This window comes from Streptomyces durocortorensis (assembly GCF_031760065.1).
Taxonomy (GTDB): domain Bacteria; phylum Actinomycetota; class Actinomycetes; order Streptomycetales; family Streptomycetaceae; genus Streptomyces.
Genome location: NZ_CP134500.1, coordinates 2,084,964 through 2,102,708, shown reverse-complemented (window position 1 = coordinate 2,102,708; position 17,745 = coordinate 2,084,964). Strand labels below are relative to the sequence as shown.

13 protein-coding genes are annotated in these 17,745 nt (G+C 70.6%); all 13 read left to right on the top strand.

Going from position 1 to position 17,745, the window contains the following annotated elements:
- The first annotated feature begins 86 nt into the window (after positions 1 to 86).
- The 13 genes from RI138_RS09310 to RI138_RS09250 all read left to right on the top strand — a co-directional run bounded on the left by RI138_RS09310 (position 87) and on the right by RI138_RS09250 (position 17,671).
- A complete protein-coding gene (locus tag RI138_RS09310; RefSeq protein WP_311119521.1) occupies positions 87 to 2,708 on the top strand; it encodes a valine--tRNA ligase in 2,622 nt (873 codons plus the stop codon).
- 142 nt (positions 2,709 to 2,850) lie between these two features.
- Complete coding sequence (gene folC / locus RI138_RS09305) at positions 2,851 to 4,374, top strand: bifunctional tetrahydrofolate synthase/dihydrofolate synthase (protein WP_096631744.1); 1,524 nt, start codon at positions 2,851 to 2,853, stop codon at positions 4,372 to 4,374.
- Positions 4,375 to 4,382: 8 nt separating this feature from the next.
- Entirely contained in the window at positions 4,383 to 4,736 is a 354-nt protein-coding gene (locus RI138_RS09300) for a DUF4233 domain-containing protein (RefSeq protein ID WP_311119520.1), read from the top strand.
- A gap of 120 nt (positions 4,737 to 4,856) precedes the next feature.
- A complete protein-coding gene (gene ndk, locus RI138_RS09295; RefSeq protein ID WP_311119519.1) occupies positions 4,857 to 5,270 on the top strand; it encodes a nucleoside-diphosphate kinase in 414 nt (137 codons plus the stop codon).
- 287 nt (positions 5,271 to 5,557) lie between these two features.
- Positions 5,558 to 6,577, top strand: coding sequence for a rod shape-determining protein (locus RI138_RS09290; protein WP_018487160.1), 1,020 nt, complete (start codon positions 5,558 to 5,560; stop codon positions 6,575 to 6,577).
- A 160-nt stretch (positions 6,578 to 6,737) separates the two neighbouring features.
- Positions 6,738 to 7,772, top strand: a complete 1,035-nt coding sequence (gene mreC, locus RI138_RS09285; protein WP_096631749.1) for a rod shape-determining protein MreC — start codon at positions 6,738 to 6,740, stop codon at positions 7,770 to 7,772.
- An 11-nt stretch (positions 7,773 to 7,783) separates the two neighbouring features.
- On the top strand, positions 7,784 to 8,449 hold the full coding sequence (gene mreD / locus RI138_RS09280; protein ID WP_311119518.1) for a rod shape-determining protein MreD: 666 nt from the start codon (positions 7,784 to 7,786) through the stop codon (positions 8,447 to 8,449).
- 100 nt (positions 8,450 to 8,549) lie between these two features.
- Complete coding sequence (mrdA, locus tag RI138_RS09275; RefSeq protein WP_311119517.1) at positions 8,550 to 10,772, top strand: penicillin-binding protein 2; 2,223 nt, start codon at positions 8,550 to 8,552, stop codon at positions 10,770 to 10,772.
- Positions 10,772 to 11,965 carry a rod shape-determining protein RodA gene (gene rodA / locus RI138_RS09270; protein ID WP_311119516.1) on the top strand — a complete coding sequence of 398 codons (1,194 nt, stop codon included), beginning with the start codon at positions 10,772 to 10,774 and terminating at the stop codon, positions 11,963 to 11,965. Before mrdA ends, rodA begins: the two co-directional genes overlap by 1 nt.
- A 30-nt stretch (positions 11,966 to 11,995) precedes the next feature.
- Positions 11,996 to 13,525, top strand: coding sequence for a CYTH and CHAD domain-containing protein (locus RI138_RS09265; RefSeq protein ID WP_311119515.1), 1,530 nt, complete (start codon positions 11,996 to 11,998; stop codon positions 13,523 to 13,525).
- Positions 13,526 to 13,574: 49 nt separating this feature from the next.
- Positions 13,575 to 15,503: a TIGR03960 family B12-binding radical SAM protein gene (locus RI138_RS09260; RefSeq protein WP_311119514.1), complete on the top strand. Its 1,929-nt coding sequence runs from the start codon at positions 13,575 to 13,577 to the stop codon at positions 15,501 to 15,503.
- Between the two features lie 68 nt (positions 15,504 to 15,571).
- Complete coding sequence (locus tag RI138_RS09255; protein ID WP_311119513.1) at positions 15,572 to 16,765, top strand: hypothetical protein; 1,194 nt, start codon at positions 15,572 to 15,574, stop codon at positions 16,763 to 16,765.
- A 123-nt stretch (positions 16,766 to 16,888) separates the two neighbouring features.
- Complete coding sequence (locus tag RI138_RS09250) at positions 16,889 to 17,671, top strand: TIGR03936 family radical SAM-associated protein (RefSeq protein WP_311119512.1); 783 nt, start codon at positions 16,889 to 16,891, stop codon at positions 17,669 to 17,671.
- The last annotated feature ends 74 nt before the right edge of the window (positions 17,672 to 17,745 follow it).

Sequence of the window (17,745 nt, the reverse complement as noted above, 5' to 3'; positions counted from 1 at the left end):
CGGTCCTGACATGGGGGATCGGGCCCGACACCGTTACTGAAACAACCCGTTTCAATGCAGGACTGTGACGGCCCTAAACTGTCTCCGTGACCGAGAACTCATCGCAGCAGCCAGCCAGCAACCCCGAACTGCCGACCACGTACACGCCGGCCGACGTAGAGGGGAAGCTGTACGAGCGCTGGGTGGAGCGCGGTTACTTCGAGGCCGACGCGAAGAGCGAGAAGCCTCCGTACACCATCGTCATCCCGCCGCCCAACGTCACCGGCGCCCTCCACCTGGGCCACGCCTTCCAGGTCACGCTGATGGACGCACTCACCCGCCGCAAGCGGATGCAGGGCTTCGAGACGCTGTGGCTGCCCGGCATGGACCACGCGGGCATCGCCACCCAGAACAAGGTCGAGCAGCAGCTCGCCGAGGAGGGCAAGTCGCGGCACGACATCGGCCGTGAGGCGTTCGTCGAGCGGACCTGGCAGTGGAAGGAAGAGTACGGCGGGCGCATCCTCGGCCAGTTGCGGCGCCTCGGCGCGGGCCTGGACTGGTCGCGCGAGCGGTTCACCATGGACGAAGGCCTGTCCCGCGCCGTCCAGACGATCTTCAAGAACCTGTTCGACGACGGCATGATCTACCGCGCCGAGCGCATCATCAACTGGTGCCCGCGCTGTATGACGGCCCTCTCGGACGCGGAGGTCGACCACCAGGACGACGCCGGCGAGCTGGTCTCCCTGAAGTACGGCGAGGGGGACGAGACGCTGGTCGTCGCGACCACCCGCGTCGAGACGATGCTCGGTGACACCGCAGTCGCCGTCCACCCCGACGACGAGCGCTACGCCCATCTCATCGGCAAGCGCATCAAGCTGCCGCTGACCGACCGGACCATCCCGGTCGTCGCCGACACCCACGTCGACCCGGAGTTCGGCACCGGCGCGGTCAAGGTCACCCCGGCCCACGACCCCAACGACTTCGCCATCGGCCAGCGCCACGGCCTGGAGTCGGTCACGATCATGGACGGACGCGGTGTCATCACGGTCCCCGGTCCCTTCGAGGGCCTGGACCGCTTCGAGGCGCGTTCCGCGATCGTCGAGGCGCTGCGCGAGCAGGGCCGGGTCGTCGCGGAGAAGCGCCCGTACATGCACTCCGTCGGGCACTGCTCCCGCTGCAAGACCACCATCGAGCCGCGGCTCTCACTCCAGTGGTGGGTCAAGGTCGAGACGCTCGCCGCGGCCGCGGGCGACGCGGTCCGTGACGGCCGGGTCGACATCCACCCCAAGGAGCTGGAGCGCCGCTACTTCGACTGGGTCGACAACCTCAACGACTGGTGCATCTCGCGCCAGCTCTGGTGGGGCCACCGCATCCCTGTCTGGTACGGCCCGAACGGCGAGGTCGTCTGCGTCGGCCCCGACGAGGAGCCGCCCACCGGCGAGGGCTGGATCCAGGACGAGGACGTCCTCGACACCTGGTTCTCCTCGGGCCTGTGGCCGTTCTCCACGCTCGGCTGGCCGGAACAGACACCGGACCTGGAGAAGTTCTACTCCACGGACGTCCTGCTCACCGGCCACGACATCATCTTCTTCTGGGTCGTCCGGATGATGATGTTCGGCCTGTACGCGATGGACGGCGAGATCCCGTTCAAGACGGTCGCCCTCACCGGCCTCGTCCGCGACGAGTTCGGCAAGAAGATGTCGAAGTCCAACCCGAACGCGGTCGACCCGATCGACTGGATGGACGCCTACGGCTCCGACGCCGTCCGCTTCACCCTGGCCAACGGCGCCAACCCGGGCGCCGACGTCCCGATCGGCGAGGACTGGGTCAAGGCCTCCCGGAACTTCGCCAACAAGATCTGGAACGCCACCCGGTTCGCCCTGATGAACGGCGCGACGGTCGAGGGACCGCTCCCGGACCCCTCCGCGATGACGGCCACCGACCGCTGGATCCTGTCCCGCCTCAACGAGACCGTCTCCGACGTCGACCGCTTCTACGACGACTTCCAGTTCGCGAAGATCTCCGACGCGCTCTACCACTTCGCGTGGGACGAGGTCTTCGACTGGTACGTCGAGCTGTCCAAGACGACGTTCTTCGCGGGAGGCGAGCAGGCCAAGGTCTCCGGCCGGGTCCTCGGCGAGGTCCTCGACGTCACCCTGCGCCTCCTTCACCCGATCGTCCCCTTCGTCACGGAGACCCTGTGGACCACGCTGACCGGAGGCGAGTCCGTCGTCGTCGCCGAGTGGCCCGCGGACTCCGGCTTCCGTGACGAGGCGGCCGAGAAGGAGATCGAGCTCGTCCAGCAGGTCGTCACCGAGGTCCGCCGCTTCAAGGGCGACCAGGGGCTCAAGCCCGGCCAGAAGGTCCCGGCCGAGCTGACCCTGACCGGCACCGCGCTCGTGCCGCACGAGGCGGCCATCCGTCAGGTGCTGCGCCTGGAGGCTCCCGGGGACGGCTTCAGCGCCACCGCGTCCCTCCCGGTCGCCGGGGCCACCGTCGCCCTGGACCTGTCCGGCACGATCGACGTGGCGGCCGAGCGCAAGCGCCTCACGAAGGACCTGGAGGCGGCCCGCAAGGAGAAGGCCCAGGCGGAGGGCAAGCTCGGCAACGAGGCCTTCCTGGCCAAGGCCCCGGACAACGTGGTCGACAAGATCCGCGGCCGGCTCGCCAAGGCCGAGGCCGACATCGAGCGGATCGGCGCCCAGCTGGCGGCCCTCCCGCAGAGCTGATGTGCTGACCGCGAAGCCCCCGCACCCCGACCGACCGGGATGCGGGGGCTTCGCCGTACGCCTTCGGCGCCCCGCCGCTCCCTCAGGGCTTACCGTGCCGGGCGCTGCGTGCGATGTCGGTGGCCATCCGTAGACTGGCCCCGTGAGTGAGCCCCGCCCTTCAGACCGGCACGACGCGCCCGATCCCGACGACACCTTCGAGGGGATCGTCGACGAGGCGACCCAGCGCGACCCCGACCTGGCGGTGATCGAGGCCGGGAGCCGCACGCTGCGCACCCACTCGGGCCACCCCCAGGGCGAAGCGGTCCCTGCCCGCCCCGCCGACCCCGAGACCGACAAGGCGCTGCGCGCCGTGGAGCAGGAGCTCGCCGGACGCTGGGGCGAGACCAAGCTGGAGCCGTCCGTCACGCGCATCGCCGCGCTGATGGACGTCCTCGGCGAGCCGCAGCGCGCCTACCCCTCCATCCACATCACCGGCACGAACGGCAAGACCAGCACGGCCCGCATGATCGAGGCCCTGCTCAACGCCTTCGAGCTGCGCACCGGCCGCTACACCTCCCCGCACGTCCAGTCGATCACCGAGCGGATCAGCCTGGACGGTTCCCCGATCGAGCCCGAGCGGTTCATCGAGACGTACGAGGACATCAAGCCGTACGTCGAGATGGTCGACGCCCAGCAGCCCTACCGGCTCTCCTTCTTCGAGGTGCTCACCGGCATGGCGTACGCGGCCTTCGCCGACGCGCCCGTCGACGTCGCGGTCGTCGAGGTCGGCATGGGCGGCACCTGGGACGCCACCAACGTCATCGATTCCACCGTCGCCGTCGTCACCCCGATCTCGCTGGACCACACCGACCGGCTCGGCACCACGCCCGCCGAGATCGCCGGGGAGAAGGCCGGGGTCATCAAGCAGGGCGCCACGGTCATCCTGGCCCAGCAGCCGGTGGACGCCGCGCAGGTCATGCTGAAGAAGGCCGTCGAGGTGGACGCCACCGTGGCCCGCGAGGGCATGGAGTTCGGCGTCGCCTCCCGCGAGATCGCGGTCGGCGGACAGTTGCTCACCCTGCGCGGACTCGGTGGCGAGTACGAGGACGTCTTCCTCCCGCTGTACGGGGCGCACCAGGCGCACAACGCGGCCGTCGCGCTCGCCGCCGTCGAGGCGTTCTTCGGCATCGGCGCCGAGCAGGCCCGCTCGCTCGACGTCGACGCGATCCGCAAGGCGTTCGCCTCGGTGCTCTCGCCCGGCCGCCTGGAGGTCGTGCGCTCCAGCCCGACCGTCGTGCTGGACGCCGCGCACAACCCGGCCGGGGCCAGGGCGGCTTCCGAGGGGATCTCCGAGGCGTTCAGCTTCTCCCGGCTGATCGGTGTGGTCGGCACGAGCGGCGACAAGGACGTGCGCGGGCTGCTTGAGGCCTTCGAGCCGATCTTCGCCGAGATCGTCGTCACGCAGAACTCCACCGACCGCGCGATGGACGCGGACGAGCTGGCCGCGATCGCCGTCGAGGTCTTCGGCGACGACCGCGTCCAGGTCGAGCCGCGCCTCGACGACGCCCTGGAGGCGGCGATCACGCTGGCCGAGGAGGACGACGAGTACGCGGGCGCCGGAGTGCTGGTGACCGGATCGGTGATCACGGTCGGCGAGGCCCGGCTGCTGCTGGGAAGGGGCTGAGGAGAAGGATGCGTACGCTCTGCGCCTCGACGCTGATCGGTGAGTTCTTCGTGATCGGCTTCGCCGGTCTCGTGGCGATGAAGCTGGACGACGTCTCCATGGCCGCGGTCTGGACGGTGTGCGGCGTCGGCATGGCGCTGTCCGTGCTGCTGTGCGGAGTGATCACCCGCCCCGGCGGTGTCCAGCTGGGCTGGGCGCTCCAGATCGCGCTGGTCCTCAGCGGCTTCGTGGTCCCGATGATGTTCATCCTGGGGCTGGTCTTCGGCGGGCTGTGGTGGGCCTCGGTCCACTACGGCCGCAAGGTCGACGAGGCGAAGGCCCGCTGGGCCGCCCAGCAGGAGGCCGGCGAGGCCACGGCCTGAGGCGACTCGACCCGGGGCCCGAAGGTGACCCTGGGTGAACCCGGGCGCCGAGCCGTTCCCGTACCCCTGTAATCTCGCCCTCACCGCACCCGTAATGCCTGGCCTTGCAAGGAGCCACACATGACTCAGCGCACCCTCGTCCTGCTCAAGCCCGACGCCGTCCGCCGTGGCCTGATCGGCGAGATCGTCGGTCGCATCGAGCGGAAGGCCGGCTGGCGCATCACCGCGCTGGAGCTGCGCACCCTGGACCAGGAGACGCTGGAGCAGCACTACGGCGAGCACAAGGGCCGCCCCTTCTACGAGCCGCTCGTGGAGTTCATGGCCTCCGGCCCGGTCGTCGCCCTGGTGGCCGAAGGTGAGCGGGTCATCGAGGGCGTCCGCGCCCTGGCCGGCCCCACCGACCCGATCGCCGCCGCGCCCGGGTCCATCCGCGGGGACTTCGGCACGATCACCCGGGAGAACCTCATCCACGCCTCGGACTCCGAGGAGTCCGCAGAGCGAGAACTGAAGCTTTTCTTCCCCGGACTTTCCTGACTCGATCGGCCAAACAGCGCTGTTCGCCTGGGGCGACCGAAGTAATTCGGTCGCCCCTCGGCATAGGGTTCGGTATCGCGGGAACGCATCCCTCCGACATAACGTCACCATGGGTAGGACGGGCACCCGTTCCGCTCACACTGGCGAAGGACCCTCGCGCTGTGTCCGTGCATACGGCACTACGATGGAAGCTTCCACGCCCGCAGCGCCACCTCGCCTACCAGAACAAGCCATCACCGCTTCCTGGGAAGGCCCGACGCATCCTCATGGGGAACAAGGGGAACTCAATGTCGTTCATCGGCCGTGACATGGCTATCGACCTCGGGACTGCCAACACGCTGGTGTACGTCAGGGGGCGCGGCATCGTCCTGAACGAGCCGTCCGTCGTGGCCATCAACACCAACACCGGCGGAATTCTGGCGGTCGGCTCCGAGGCCAAGAAGATGATCGGGCGCACGCCGGGCAACATCGTTGCCGTGCGGCCGTTGAAGGACGGCGTGATCGCCGACTTCGAGATCACGGAGCGGATGCTCCGCTACTTCATCCTCAAGATCCACAAGCGTCGCTACCTGGCGCGCCCCCGCGTCGTCGTCTGTGTGCCCTCCGGTATCACCGGGGTCGAGCGCCGCGCGGTCATCGAGGCGTCCACGCAGGCCGGCGCGCGCCAGGTGCACATCATCGAGGAGCCCATGGCGGCGGCGATCGGCTCCGGTCTGCCGGTCCACGAGGCCACCGGCAACATGGTCGTCGACATCGGTGGCGGCACCACCGAGGTCGCCGTGATCTCGCTCGGCGGAATCGTCACTGCCCAGTCGATCCGGACCGCCGGTGACGAGCTGGACAACGCGATCATCCAGCACATCAAGAAGGAGTACTCGCTCCTCCTCGGTGAGCGGACCGCCGAACAGATCAAGATCACCATCGGTTCGGCGTACGACCTGGACAAGGACGAGCACACCGAGATCCGCGGCCGCGACCTGGTCTCCGGGCTGCCCAAGACGGTCGTCATCTCGGCCGCCGAGGTCCGCAAGGCCATCGAGGAGCCGGTCAACGCGATCGTCGACGCCGTGAAGACGACGCTCGACAAGTGCCCGCCCGAGCTCTCCGGCGACATCATGGACCGTGGCATCGTCCTCACCGGCGGCGGCGCGATGCTGCGCGGCCTGGACGAACGGCTGCGCCGCGAGACCGGCATGCCGATCCACATCGCCGAGGACCCGCTGGACTCGGTGGCGCTCGGCTCCGGCAAGTGCGTCGAGGAGTTCGAGGCGCTCCAGCAGGTGCTGGACGCCCAGCCCCGCCGCTAGGGCGGGCAGAAACACCACCCGATCCGGTGTGCGGACGCTACTGCTCCGCACGCCGGATCGTTGATACAGATCGTTGCCGTACGTGTGCTGACGCAGAGGCATCCGCGGAGGCGTACAGACGGGTACGAACATTCCGATGAGGAAGGCACGGCCGCCGCACGTGAGGGACACACGAGAGAGCCGGCTGCTCCTGGTGCTGCTGATCGCCATCGCATTCGCCCTGATCACGGTGGACATCCGGGGCGGCGAGGGGTCACCGGTCGACGGCGCGCGGCACGCCGCCGCCAGGGTCTTCGGCCCGGTCGAGAACGGTGTGGCGGCGGCGGTCAACCCGGTGGGCAACGCCATAGGCGCGGTGCGGGACTCCGGCAACCGGCACGACCGGATCTCCACCCTGGAGCAGGAGAACGCCGCGCTGAAGGCCAGGCTCGGCAGCGACGACCGCACCAACAGCCGGGTGCGCCAGCTCGACGCCATGCTGAAGAACGCCGGCGCCGGACAGTACGGCATCAAGGGCGCCCAGGTCATCGCCATAGGAGCGGCCCAGGGCTTCTCCTGGACGATCACCATCGACGCCGGCTCCGACGACGGCATCCGCCGCGACATGACCGTCCTCAACGGGGAGGGGCTGGTCGGCCGGGTCACCACCGTGGGCCCCGGCACCGCGACGGTCCTGCTCGCCAACGACCCCGACTTCACCGTCGGCACCCGGATGGAGAAGACCGACGAGCTCGGCTTCGCCACCGGCCAGGGCACGCGCCCGCTGTCGGTGCAGTTCCTCAACGGCAAGGCGAAGGTGAAGAAGGGCGACCGGCTCGTCACCTTCGGCTCCAGCAAGGACAAGCCCTTCGTGCCCGGCGTCCCGGTCGGCGAGGTGGTCCGCGTCGACCCCTCCGGCGGCGCGCTGACCCGGACCGCCTATGTGAAGCCGTACGTCGGGTTCACCAAACTCGACATCGTCGGCGTCGTCGTCCAGGCCCCGCGCGAGGACCCCCGCGACATGGTCCTGCCCAAGCAGCCCGTCAAGGCGAAGCCGAAGCCGACCCCCACCGTCACCGTCACCGTCCAGCCCAACGGGGACCTCGTCGACGGCTCGGGCAAGGTCGTCGGCAACATCAACGAGCAGCAGGGCGGTGACGCCGCCGGAGACCAGGCGGGCGACAACCAGCCCGGCACCGCGGACAACGAGGAATAGAGCTGATCCCCATGCGCCTCAACCGGACTCTGCTCTCCACCGCCCTGGTCGTCGTCGCCCTGGTCCTCCAGGTCTCCGTCCTCGCCCGCCTCCAGCTCCCGGGCGCCGTCCCCGACCTGCTGCTCCTCACCGTCCTCGGACTCGCCTTCGTGTACGGGCACGTCAGCGGCGCGCTCATCGGCTTCGGCGCGGGCCTCCTCGCCGACCTGGCCCCGCCCGCCGACCACGCCGCCGGGCGCTATGCCCTGGTGCTCTGCGTCATCGGCTACCTCGCGGGCCTGGCCCGGCCGGAGAACGGGCAGCTCAAGTCGGCCTTCGCCCCGATGGCGGTGGTCGTCGCAGCCGCGATCGGCTCGACCCTGCTCTACGCGGGCGTCGGCGCGCTCGTCGGCGACACGTCCGCCCGCCATGTGGGCCTGGGCAGCCTGCTGTTCACCGCCGCCGTCTACGATCTGCTGCTGGCGCCCTTCACCGTGCCGCTGATCATGGCGCTGGCCAGACGTACGGAGAACGACCCGGTCTCCGAGGCCTCCGGTGGCAGCAACGACGTCGCCGCGGGCTGGCTCTCCTCCGGCACCGGGCTGCGGATCGGCAACCAGCGCGGCGGGCTGCGCGTCAAGGCCGCCCGCAACCGGGCCTCCCGCGCGGGCCGCATCAAGGGGGTCAAGCGACTGTGAAGCCGTACGCGACCGGAGGGCACCGGGGGTGCCGCGTGAGGCTGTGCTTCCCGGGGGACGCCTCCCGTACCCCCAGCCGAACCACCACCGGGGGCGTCCTGTGAGCAACATCCCCGAGACCGGGCGGACCCAGCGGGTCCAGATCCGGCTCATCGTCATCCAGGTCCTCGTCTTCTCCCTGCTGCTCACCCTCGGCGGCCGCCTCTGGTACCTCCAGATCCGCAACGGCGACGAGTACACCGCCGAAGCCGCGGGCAACGGGGTGCAGCAGGTCGTCCAGCCCGCCGTACGCGGCTCGATCCTCGACGCCCGGGGCGTACCGCTCGCCGACAACGAGACCCGGCTCGTCGTCTCCGCCAGCCGTACCGAGCTGCTGAAGATGAAGGACGACGGCGTCGAGGTCCTCACCCGGCTCGCCGACGTCCTGAACATGAAGCCGAAGGACGTCCAGGACAAGATCCGCCTCTGCGACTCCAAGACCCCCCAGCCCTGCTGGAACGGCTCGCCCTACCAGCCGATCCCGGTCACCGACGAGGCCACCACCCAGCAGGCACTCCAGATCCGCGAGCGGGCCGAGGACTTCCCCGGCATCACCGCCGAACCCACCGCCGTACGCCGCTACACCGCACCCGGCAAGGCGAGGACCGCGCAGGTCCTCGGCTATCTGTCGCCCGTCACCGACGAGGAGATCCAGGAGGCGCAGGACGGCCCGTCGCCCTACCTCCGCTCCGACCAGGTCGGCCGCTCCGGCCTGGAGCGCACGTACGACAAGGAACTGCGCGGCAAGGCGGGCGTCACCCGCTACGAGGTCGACAACCTCGGCCGCGTCCTGGGCGAGGCGGAGAACGACCCGGCGGTGTCCGGCTCCAGCCTCGTCACGAGCCTCGACGCCCGCGTTCAGGCGGTGGCCGAGTACGAGCTCGCCGCCGCCATGAAGAAGATGCGCGGCGAGACCGACAAGATCACCGGACGGAAGTACGAGGCCGACTCCGGCGCCGTCGTCGTCATGGAGTCGAAGACCGGCCGCATCGTGTCGATGGCCTCCCAGCCCGACTACGACCCCAACGCCTGGGTCGGCGGCATCTCCGGCAAGGAGTACGCCAAGCTCACCAGCGAGAAGTCCAACTACCCGCTGCTCAACCGGGGCATCCAGGGCCAGGCGCCCGCCGGATCGATCTTCAAGGTGGTGTCGGCCAGCGCCGCCGTGCGGGCCGGGCACGACTTCAACGACCGCTACAACTGCAGCAGCTCCTACAGCCTCGGCAGCCAGACCTTCGCCAACTTCGAGTCCAAGGGGCACGGCCCCATCACCCTCGGCGACGCGCTCAAGTACTCCTGCAACACCGTCTTCTACCGCCTCGGCCACGAGGAGTGGGTGCGGGACGGCGGCATAAAGCCGAAGAAGGACGCCAAGGACTGGTTCTACCGCACCGCCCGTGACTTCGGGCTCGGCTCCGAGACCGGCATCGACCTGCCCAACGAGGTCAAGGGGCGCATCCCCGACCGCGAGTGGAAGCAGGACTTCTGGAAGGCGAACAAGGACGCCTGGTGCAAGCAGGGCAAGAAGGGCGGCACCTACGTCCAGCAGATCGCCTACGAGAACTGCCTCGAAGGCAACCAGCTCAAGGCCTACGACAGCATCAACTACGCGATCGGGCAGGGGGACGTCCTCGTCACCCCCATCCAGATGGCCACCGCCTACGCCGCCATCAGCAACGGCGGCACCCTCCACGCCCCCACCGTCGGCAAAGCCGTGATCAGCCCCGACGGCAAGAACGTCCAGGAGATCAAGCCCAAGGTCACCGGGAAGCTGCCGGTCAACGCCCAGACCATCAAGGACCTCGACAAGGGCCTGCGCTCGGTGGTCGAGCCCGGCGGCACCGCCGCCTGGCGGTTCGGCGGCTGGCCGCAGGACAAGATCCCGATGCGGGCCAAGACGGGCACCGCCCAGGTGTACGGCAAGCAGACCACCTCGTGGTTCGCGACCTACACCGACGACTACACGATCGTCATGACGATCTCCCAGGCCGGCACCGGCTCCGGTGCCTCCGGGCCCGCCGTCCGCAAGATCTACGACGCGCTCTACGGCCTCGACGCCGAGGGCAACCAGGACCTGAAGAGGGCCCTGCTGCCGAAGCCCCAGAAAGCGCTGCCCAAGATCGAGCCGGACGGCTCGATCCACGCCCCGAAGGTCGAGCCCTACGACCCCACTCCGGTCGAGCCGGAAGGACAGCCGGTGGAGCCGGAAGAACAACTGCCCGTGCAGCCCACGGGCCAGCCGGGACTCACCGGATCACCGGCGACCACGGGGAGGCAGCCCTGATGGCAGGTGGATTCTCCGTCTCCCGCTACGGCCCCGACGAGGGCTCCTGGGCCAAGCTGACCGCCCGCGACTCCCTCGCACGGCGGCTGGACTGGCCGCTGCTCGGGGCATCGCTCGCGCTCTCCTTCCTCGGTGCGCTGCTGGTCTGGTCCGCGACCCGCAACCGCGACCACCTCACCCAGGGCGACCCGTACTTCTTCCTCCTCCGGCACGCCCTGAACACCGGCATCGGCCTCATCCTGATGACCGCCACGATCTGGCTCGGCCACCGCACCCTGCGCGGCGCCGTCCCGGTCCTCTACGGCACCTCCGTGCTGCTGGTCATGGCCGTCCTCACCCCGCTCGGCACCACGATCAACGGCGCCCACGCGTGGATCAAGCTCCCGGCGGGCTTCTCGATCCAGCCCTCCGAGTTCACCAAGATCACCATCATTCTGGTGATGGCGATGCTGCTGGCCGCCCGCGTCGACGCGGGCGACCAGGCCCACCCCGACCACCGCACCGTCGCCAAGGCGCTCGGCCTCGCGGCGATCCCCATGGCCGTCGTCATGCTGATGCCGGACCTCGGCTCGGTGATGGTCATGGCCGTCATCGTCCTCGGCGTGCTGCTGGCCTCCGGCGCCTCCAACCGCTGGGTCTTCGGCCTCCTCGGCGCGGGCGCGGGCGGGGCCGTCGCCGTCTGGCAGCTGGGGCTGCTCGACGACTACCAGATCGCCCGCTTCGCCGCCTTCGCCAACCCGGCGCTCGACCCGGCGGGCGTCGGCTACAACACCAACCAGGCCCGGATCGCGATCGGCTCCGGCGGACTCACCGGTACGGGGCTCTTCCAGGGCACCCAGACCACCGGCCAGTTCGTCCCCGAGCAGCAGACCGACTTCGTCTTCACCGTCGCCGGTGAGGAGCTGGGCTTCCTCGGCGCCGGGCTGATCATCCTGCTCCTGGGCGTCGTCCTGTGGCGCGCCTGCCGGATCGCCCGCGAGACGACGGAGCTGTACGGCACGGTCGTCGCCGCCGGGATCATCGCCTGGTTCGCCTTCCAGGCCTTCGAGAACATCGGCATGACGCTCGGCATCATGCCGGTCGCCGGACTGCCGCTGCCCTTCGTCTCCTACGGAGGGTCCTCGATGTTCGCCGTCTGGATCGCGATCGGACTCCTCCAGTCGATCAGGGTGCAACGGCCGATGTCTGCCTGAACCGGCCCCGCAAGGGGTAGGAGCCGGTATATGGCGGACACCAAGCGCGAGATCGAGCGGAAGTACGAGGCCACCGACGCCACCCGGCTGCCCGACCTCGGCCGGGCGGCCGGAGTCGGCCGGGTGGTCCCGCGCGGCCGGACCGAGCTGGACGCCGTCTACTACGACACCGCAGACCTCCGCCTCGCCGCCGATGCCCTCACCCTGCGCCGCAGGACCGGCGGGTCCGACGCGGGCTGGCACCTGAAGTTCCCCGTCGCCACCGGCATCCGGGACGAGATCCACGAACCCCTCGCCGACACCCTGCCCCGCCCGCTGGCCGCCCTGCTCCGCTCCCGGGTCCGCCACGCCGAGCTCGCCCCCGTCGTCCGTCTGCTGTCCTCCCGTGACGTCCACCACCTGCTGGCCGCCGACGGCACGCTTCTCGCCGAGGTCAGCGTCGACACGGTGCTCGCCGAACGCCTCGCGGGGGAGGGGAGCGGCACCACGGCCACCTGGACCGAGATCGAGGTCGAGCTGGCCGACGACGGTGACCCGGCCTTCCTGGACGCCGTCGAGAAGCGGCTCCGCAAGGCCGGGGTGCGCCCCGCGGAATCCGCCTCCAAACTGGCCCGCGCCCTGGCCGAGACGGGTCCCGTACGCCAGGGGAAGCGGCCGGAGCGGGACGAGCCCCGGACCACGGGCGACCACGTCCTCGTCTACGTACGGAAACAGATCCGCGCGATCGTCGACCTCGACCCCGCCGTCCGCCGCGACCTGCCCGACTCCGTGCACAGGATGCGCGTCGCCACCCGGCGGCTGCGCAGCGCCTTCAAGACGTACGGGAAGGTCCTCGACCGCGAGGTCACCGACCCCGTCGGCGCCGAGCTCAAGTGGCTGGCCGCCGAACTCGGCGTCGACCGCGACCAGGAGGTCCTGGACGACCGGCTCAGCAGCCGGATCGAGGCCCTGCCCGGCCCCCTGACCCTCGGGCCGGTGCGCGGCCGGCTCCGCGCCTGGTCGGCCGCCCGCCGCACCGGATCGCGCCGCAGGATCATCGACGTACTGGACGGGAAGCGGTATCTGGCGCTCCTGGACACCCTCGACGCGCTCGCCGCCGACCCGCCCCTGCGCCCCGCCGCGTCCCGCAATCCCGACAAGGCGCTGCCCCGCGCCCTGCTCAAGGACTACGGCCGCCTCGCCACCCGCATCGGCCACGCCCTCGACCAGCCGCCGGGGCCCGAGCGGGACACCGCGATGCACGAGGCCCGCAAGGCCGCCAAACGCGCCCGGTACGCGGGGGAGGCGGCCAGATGCGCGCTCGGCGGCCCCGCCAAGCGCTTCGCCGAACGGATGAAGGCCGTGCAGACCGTCCTCGGCGACCACCAGGACAGCGTCGTCGCCCGCGAGGCCCTGCGCACCCTCGGCATCCAGGCACATGCGGCGGGAGAGTCCGCCTTCACCTGGGGCCTCCTGTACGGCCAGGAGGAGGCGGCCGCCGACGCCAGGGAGCGCGAGCTGCCCGAGGTGTGGGCCCGGGCCTCGGCCCCGGTACTGCGGGCGGATCTGGGGCACCGCTGACCGGGGTACGCTGGATGGTCACCCCTGCCGGCTCACGAAGGTTCGCGAGATGTCTGCCGCATCGGTCTTCCCACAGCTCGAAGCTCTGCTCCCGCATGTGCAGAAGCCCATCCAGTACGTCGGCGGTGAGCTGAACTCCACCGTCAAGGAGTGGGACAGCTGCGACGTCCGCTGGACCCTCATGTACCCCGACGCCTACGAGGTCGGACTCCCCAACCAGGGCGTCATGATCCTCTACGAGGTACTCAACGAACGCGAGGGCGTCCTCGCCGAGCGCACGTACAGCGTCTGGCCGGACCTCGAAGCGCTGATGCGCGAGCACGGCGTGCCGCAGTTCACCGTGGACAGCCACCGCCCCGTCGGCGCGTTCGACGTCTTCGGGCTGAGCTTCTCCACCGAGCTCGGCTACACCAACATGCTCACCGCCCTGGACCTCGCGGGCATCCCGCTGGAGGCCAAGGACCGTGACGTGGACCACCCGATCGTCCTCGCGGGCGGCCATGCCGCGTTCAACCCCGAGCCGATCGCGGACTTCATCGACTGCGCGGTCATCGGCGACGGCGAGCAGGCCGTCCTGGAGATCACCGAGATCATCCGCGCCTGGAAGGCCGAGGGCCGCCCCGGCGGCCGCGACGAGGTGCTCTTCCGGCTGTCGAAGACCGGCGGCGTCTACGTCCCGCGCTTCTACGACGTCGAGTACCTCCCCGACGGCCGCATCGGCCGCGTCGTGCCCAACCGGTCCGGCGTGCCGTGGCGGGTCTCCAAGCACACGGTGATGGACCTCGACGAGTGGCCCTACCCCAAGCAGCCCCTCGTCCCGCTCGCGGAGACCGTGCACGAGCGGATGTCCGTGGAGATCTTCCGCGGCTGCACCCGCGGCTGCCGTTTCTGCCAGGCCGGCATGATCACGCGCCCCGTGCGGGAGCGAAGCATCACCGGCATCGGCGAGATGGTCGACAAGGGCCTCAAGGCGACCGGCTTCGAAGAGGTCGGCCTGCTCTCCCTCTCCTCCGCGGACCACAGCGAGATCGGCGACATCGCCAAGGGCCTCGCCGACCGCTACACCGAGGACAAGGTCGGCCTCTCACTGCCCTCCACCCGCGTCGACGCGTTCAACGTGGACCTGGCCAACGAGCTGACCCGCAACGGCCGCCGCTCCGGTCTCACCTTCGCCCCCGAGGGCGGCTCCGAGCGCATGCGCAAGGTCATCAACAAGATGGTCTCGGAGGAGGACCTGATCCGCACGGTCTCCACGGCGTACGGCAACGGCTGGCGTCAGGTGAAGCTGTACTTCATGTGCGGCCTGCCCACCGAGACCGACGAGGACGTCCTCCAGATCGGCGACATGGCGGTCAACGTCATCGCCAAGGGCCGCGAGGTCTCCGGGCAGAACGACATCCGCTGCACCGTCTCCATCGGCGGCTTCGTGCCCAAGCCGCACACCCCCTTCCAGTGGGCCCCGCAGCTCTCCGCCGAGGAGACCGACGCCCGGCTGAAGAAGCTCCGGGACAAGATCCGCGGGGACAAGAAGTACGGCCGCTCCATCGGCTTCCGCTACCACGACGGCAAGCCCGGCGTCGTCGAGGGACTCCTCTCGCGCGGCGACCGCCGGGTCGGCTCCGTCATCCGCGCGGTCTACGAGTCCGGCGGCCGCTTCGACGGCTGGCGCGAGCACTTCAGCTACGACCTCTGGATGAACTGCGCGGAGAAGACGCTCCCCGAGTACGGCGTCGACGTCGCCTGGTACACCACCCGCGAGCGCACCTACGAGGAGGTCCTGCCCTGGGACCACCTCGACTCCGGCCTCGACAAGGACTGGCTGTGGGAGGACTGGCAGGACGCGCTCGACGAGACCGAGGTCGAGGACTGCCGCTGGACCCCCTGCTTCGACTGCGGCGTCTGCCCGCAGCTCGACCTGGACATCCAGATCGGCCCGACGGGCAAGAAGCTGCTCCCGCTGAGCGTGGTCAACAAGTAACGCGTCCCCGAGCACCGGAGCCGGCCCGGTCCGGCAACCGCCGACCGGGCCTGTGCGTCATTCACGGCATGGACGACAGCAGCCACGACCAGGCACTCGACCGGTACGCGCCCGAGACCGCCCTGACCCGGCTGATCAGGATTCCGGTGCGCATCGTGGTGCTGGTCGTGGTCCTGCCCGTCCGCATGGCCTGGGACCTGCTGGCCGCCGGCTGGCACGCCCTCGACCGGACCGTGCTGCCCCCGGTCCGGCGGGCGCTCGAAGCCTCGGCCGGTGCCCTGGGGCGGGGCCTGGAGTGGCTGTTCGGCTCCATCGGCTGGGCTGTGGGGTGGCTGATCGGGACCTTGGTGCTCAAGCCGCTGAGGTGGCTGTACACCTCGGTCCTCACCCCGCTCGGGCACGGCCTGCGCTGGATCGGCACCGCCCTGCTGGCCCCGGTGGCACGCGGCTTCGGGACCGGCGTGGTCTGGCTGCTCACGAAGGCCGGCCAGGGCACCGGCTGGCTGCTCACGAAGGCGGGCCGGGGCGCCGTCTGGCTGCTCGCCGTGCTCCTTGTCCTGCCCTCGGCCGTCCTGTGGCGGTACGTACTCGTCCCGGTGGTCCGGTACGGCGTGGTCGTCGCGCTGGTCTGGCTGTACGGCAACGTCCTGACCCCGATCGGCCACGGCGCGGCCTGGCTCCTCGCAGCCCTCGGGCGGGGCGTCGCCTGGACCGCCGGGCTCCTGTGGCAGGGGATCGCGGCGGTCGGCCGGGGCCTGGGAGCCGTCGCCGTATGGCTGGTCATGACGTTGATCGTGGCCCCGGCCCGCTGGACCTACCGCCGCGTCCTCACCCCCGTCGGCCGGGAGATCGCGGACGCCGCCGAGGTCGCCTGGCGCATCGCCGGATACCTCTCCCGCGCGGTCGGCCGGGGCCTCGCCTGGCTCGCCCGGCACCTGATCGGCGCCCCGGCCTCCTGGGCGTACCGCACCGTGTGCACCCCGGTCGGCCACTTCGTGCGCGACGCCTTGTGGGCCCCGGCGCGCCGCGCCGCCGTCGAGGCGGGCCGCGCCGCCCGCTCGGCCCTCGCCACGGCCCGGGAAACCGTGCGCCAGGCCCGCCGGGACGCCTGGCGCACACTGGCCGGTGCCGCGAGCGGCGCGCGGTCCGGGGAACCGGTGGAGGCCCCTGCGCGTACTCTGGGTAGTACAACGACTGTCCCCAGCGCGGCGCAGGCATCCGAGAGCGCCCCGCTCGGCGAGAAACTCGTCAAGCGGGTGTGAGCCGGAGCGGCACCCCGGGGGCCACCCGTATTTCGTGGGCGGCGTGTCACCGCGCCCGCCCCGCACCGAGGAGAAGAACCACTGGGCAAGCGACAGCCCGAAGGCCCGCCGCCCGCACCGGCAGTGCAGCGCATCCGCCTGCGCTACACCAAGCGCGGCCGCCTCCGGTTCACCAGCCACCGCGACTTCCAGCGGGCCTTCGAGCGGGCACTGCGCCGCTCCGAGGTACCGATGGCGTATTCGGCGGGCTTCACCCCGCACCCCAAGGTCAGCTACGCCAATGCCGCACCCACCGGCACGGGCAGCGAGGCCGAGTTCCTGGAGATCGCCCTCACCGAGGCGCGTGACCCCGACGTCCTGCGGGCCCTGCTCGACGAGTCGCTGCCGGACGGCCTCGACATCGTCGACGCGGTGGAGGCCCGCACCTCGGGCCTGGCCGAACGGCTCACCGCGTCCGTCTGGGAGATGCGCCTGGACGGCGTCGACCCCGAGGACGTCCGCACGGCCGTGGCCGCGTTCAACGACGCCGAGACCGTCGAGGTCCAGCGCAAGGCGAAGAACGGCATCCGGACCTTCGACGCCCGCGCAGCCGTCGCCGATCTGCGGGTCGTCGACGCCCCGGCCGATAGGCCGGGCGAGCGGCCCTGTGCGATACTGCGCCTGGTTGTGCGGCACGTGACACCTGCTGTGCGACCCGACGACGTCCTGTCCGGTCTCCGAGCTGTGGCCGACCTGGCGCCGCCCGTCCCCGCTGCGGTGACGAGGCTGGCGCAGGGGCTCTTCGACGAGGAGTCCGGCACGGTGACCGACCCGCTCGCGCCCGACCGCGAGGCCGCCCCGACCGCACATCCCGCGGTCGCCGGGGCAGCCGTCGCGACGGCGCCGGAAGGTGCAGGTTCCGCGTAAGGCGGTCGTTGTAGCGCAGCCCTCCGACTCGGGAGCCACCTGGGTCGGGCCGCGCACTGACCCACAAGACTTTC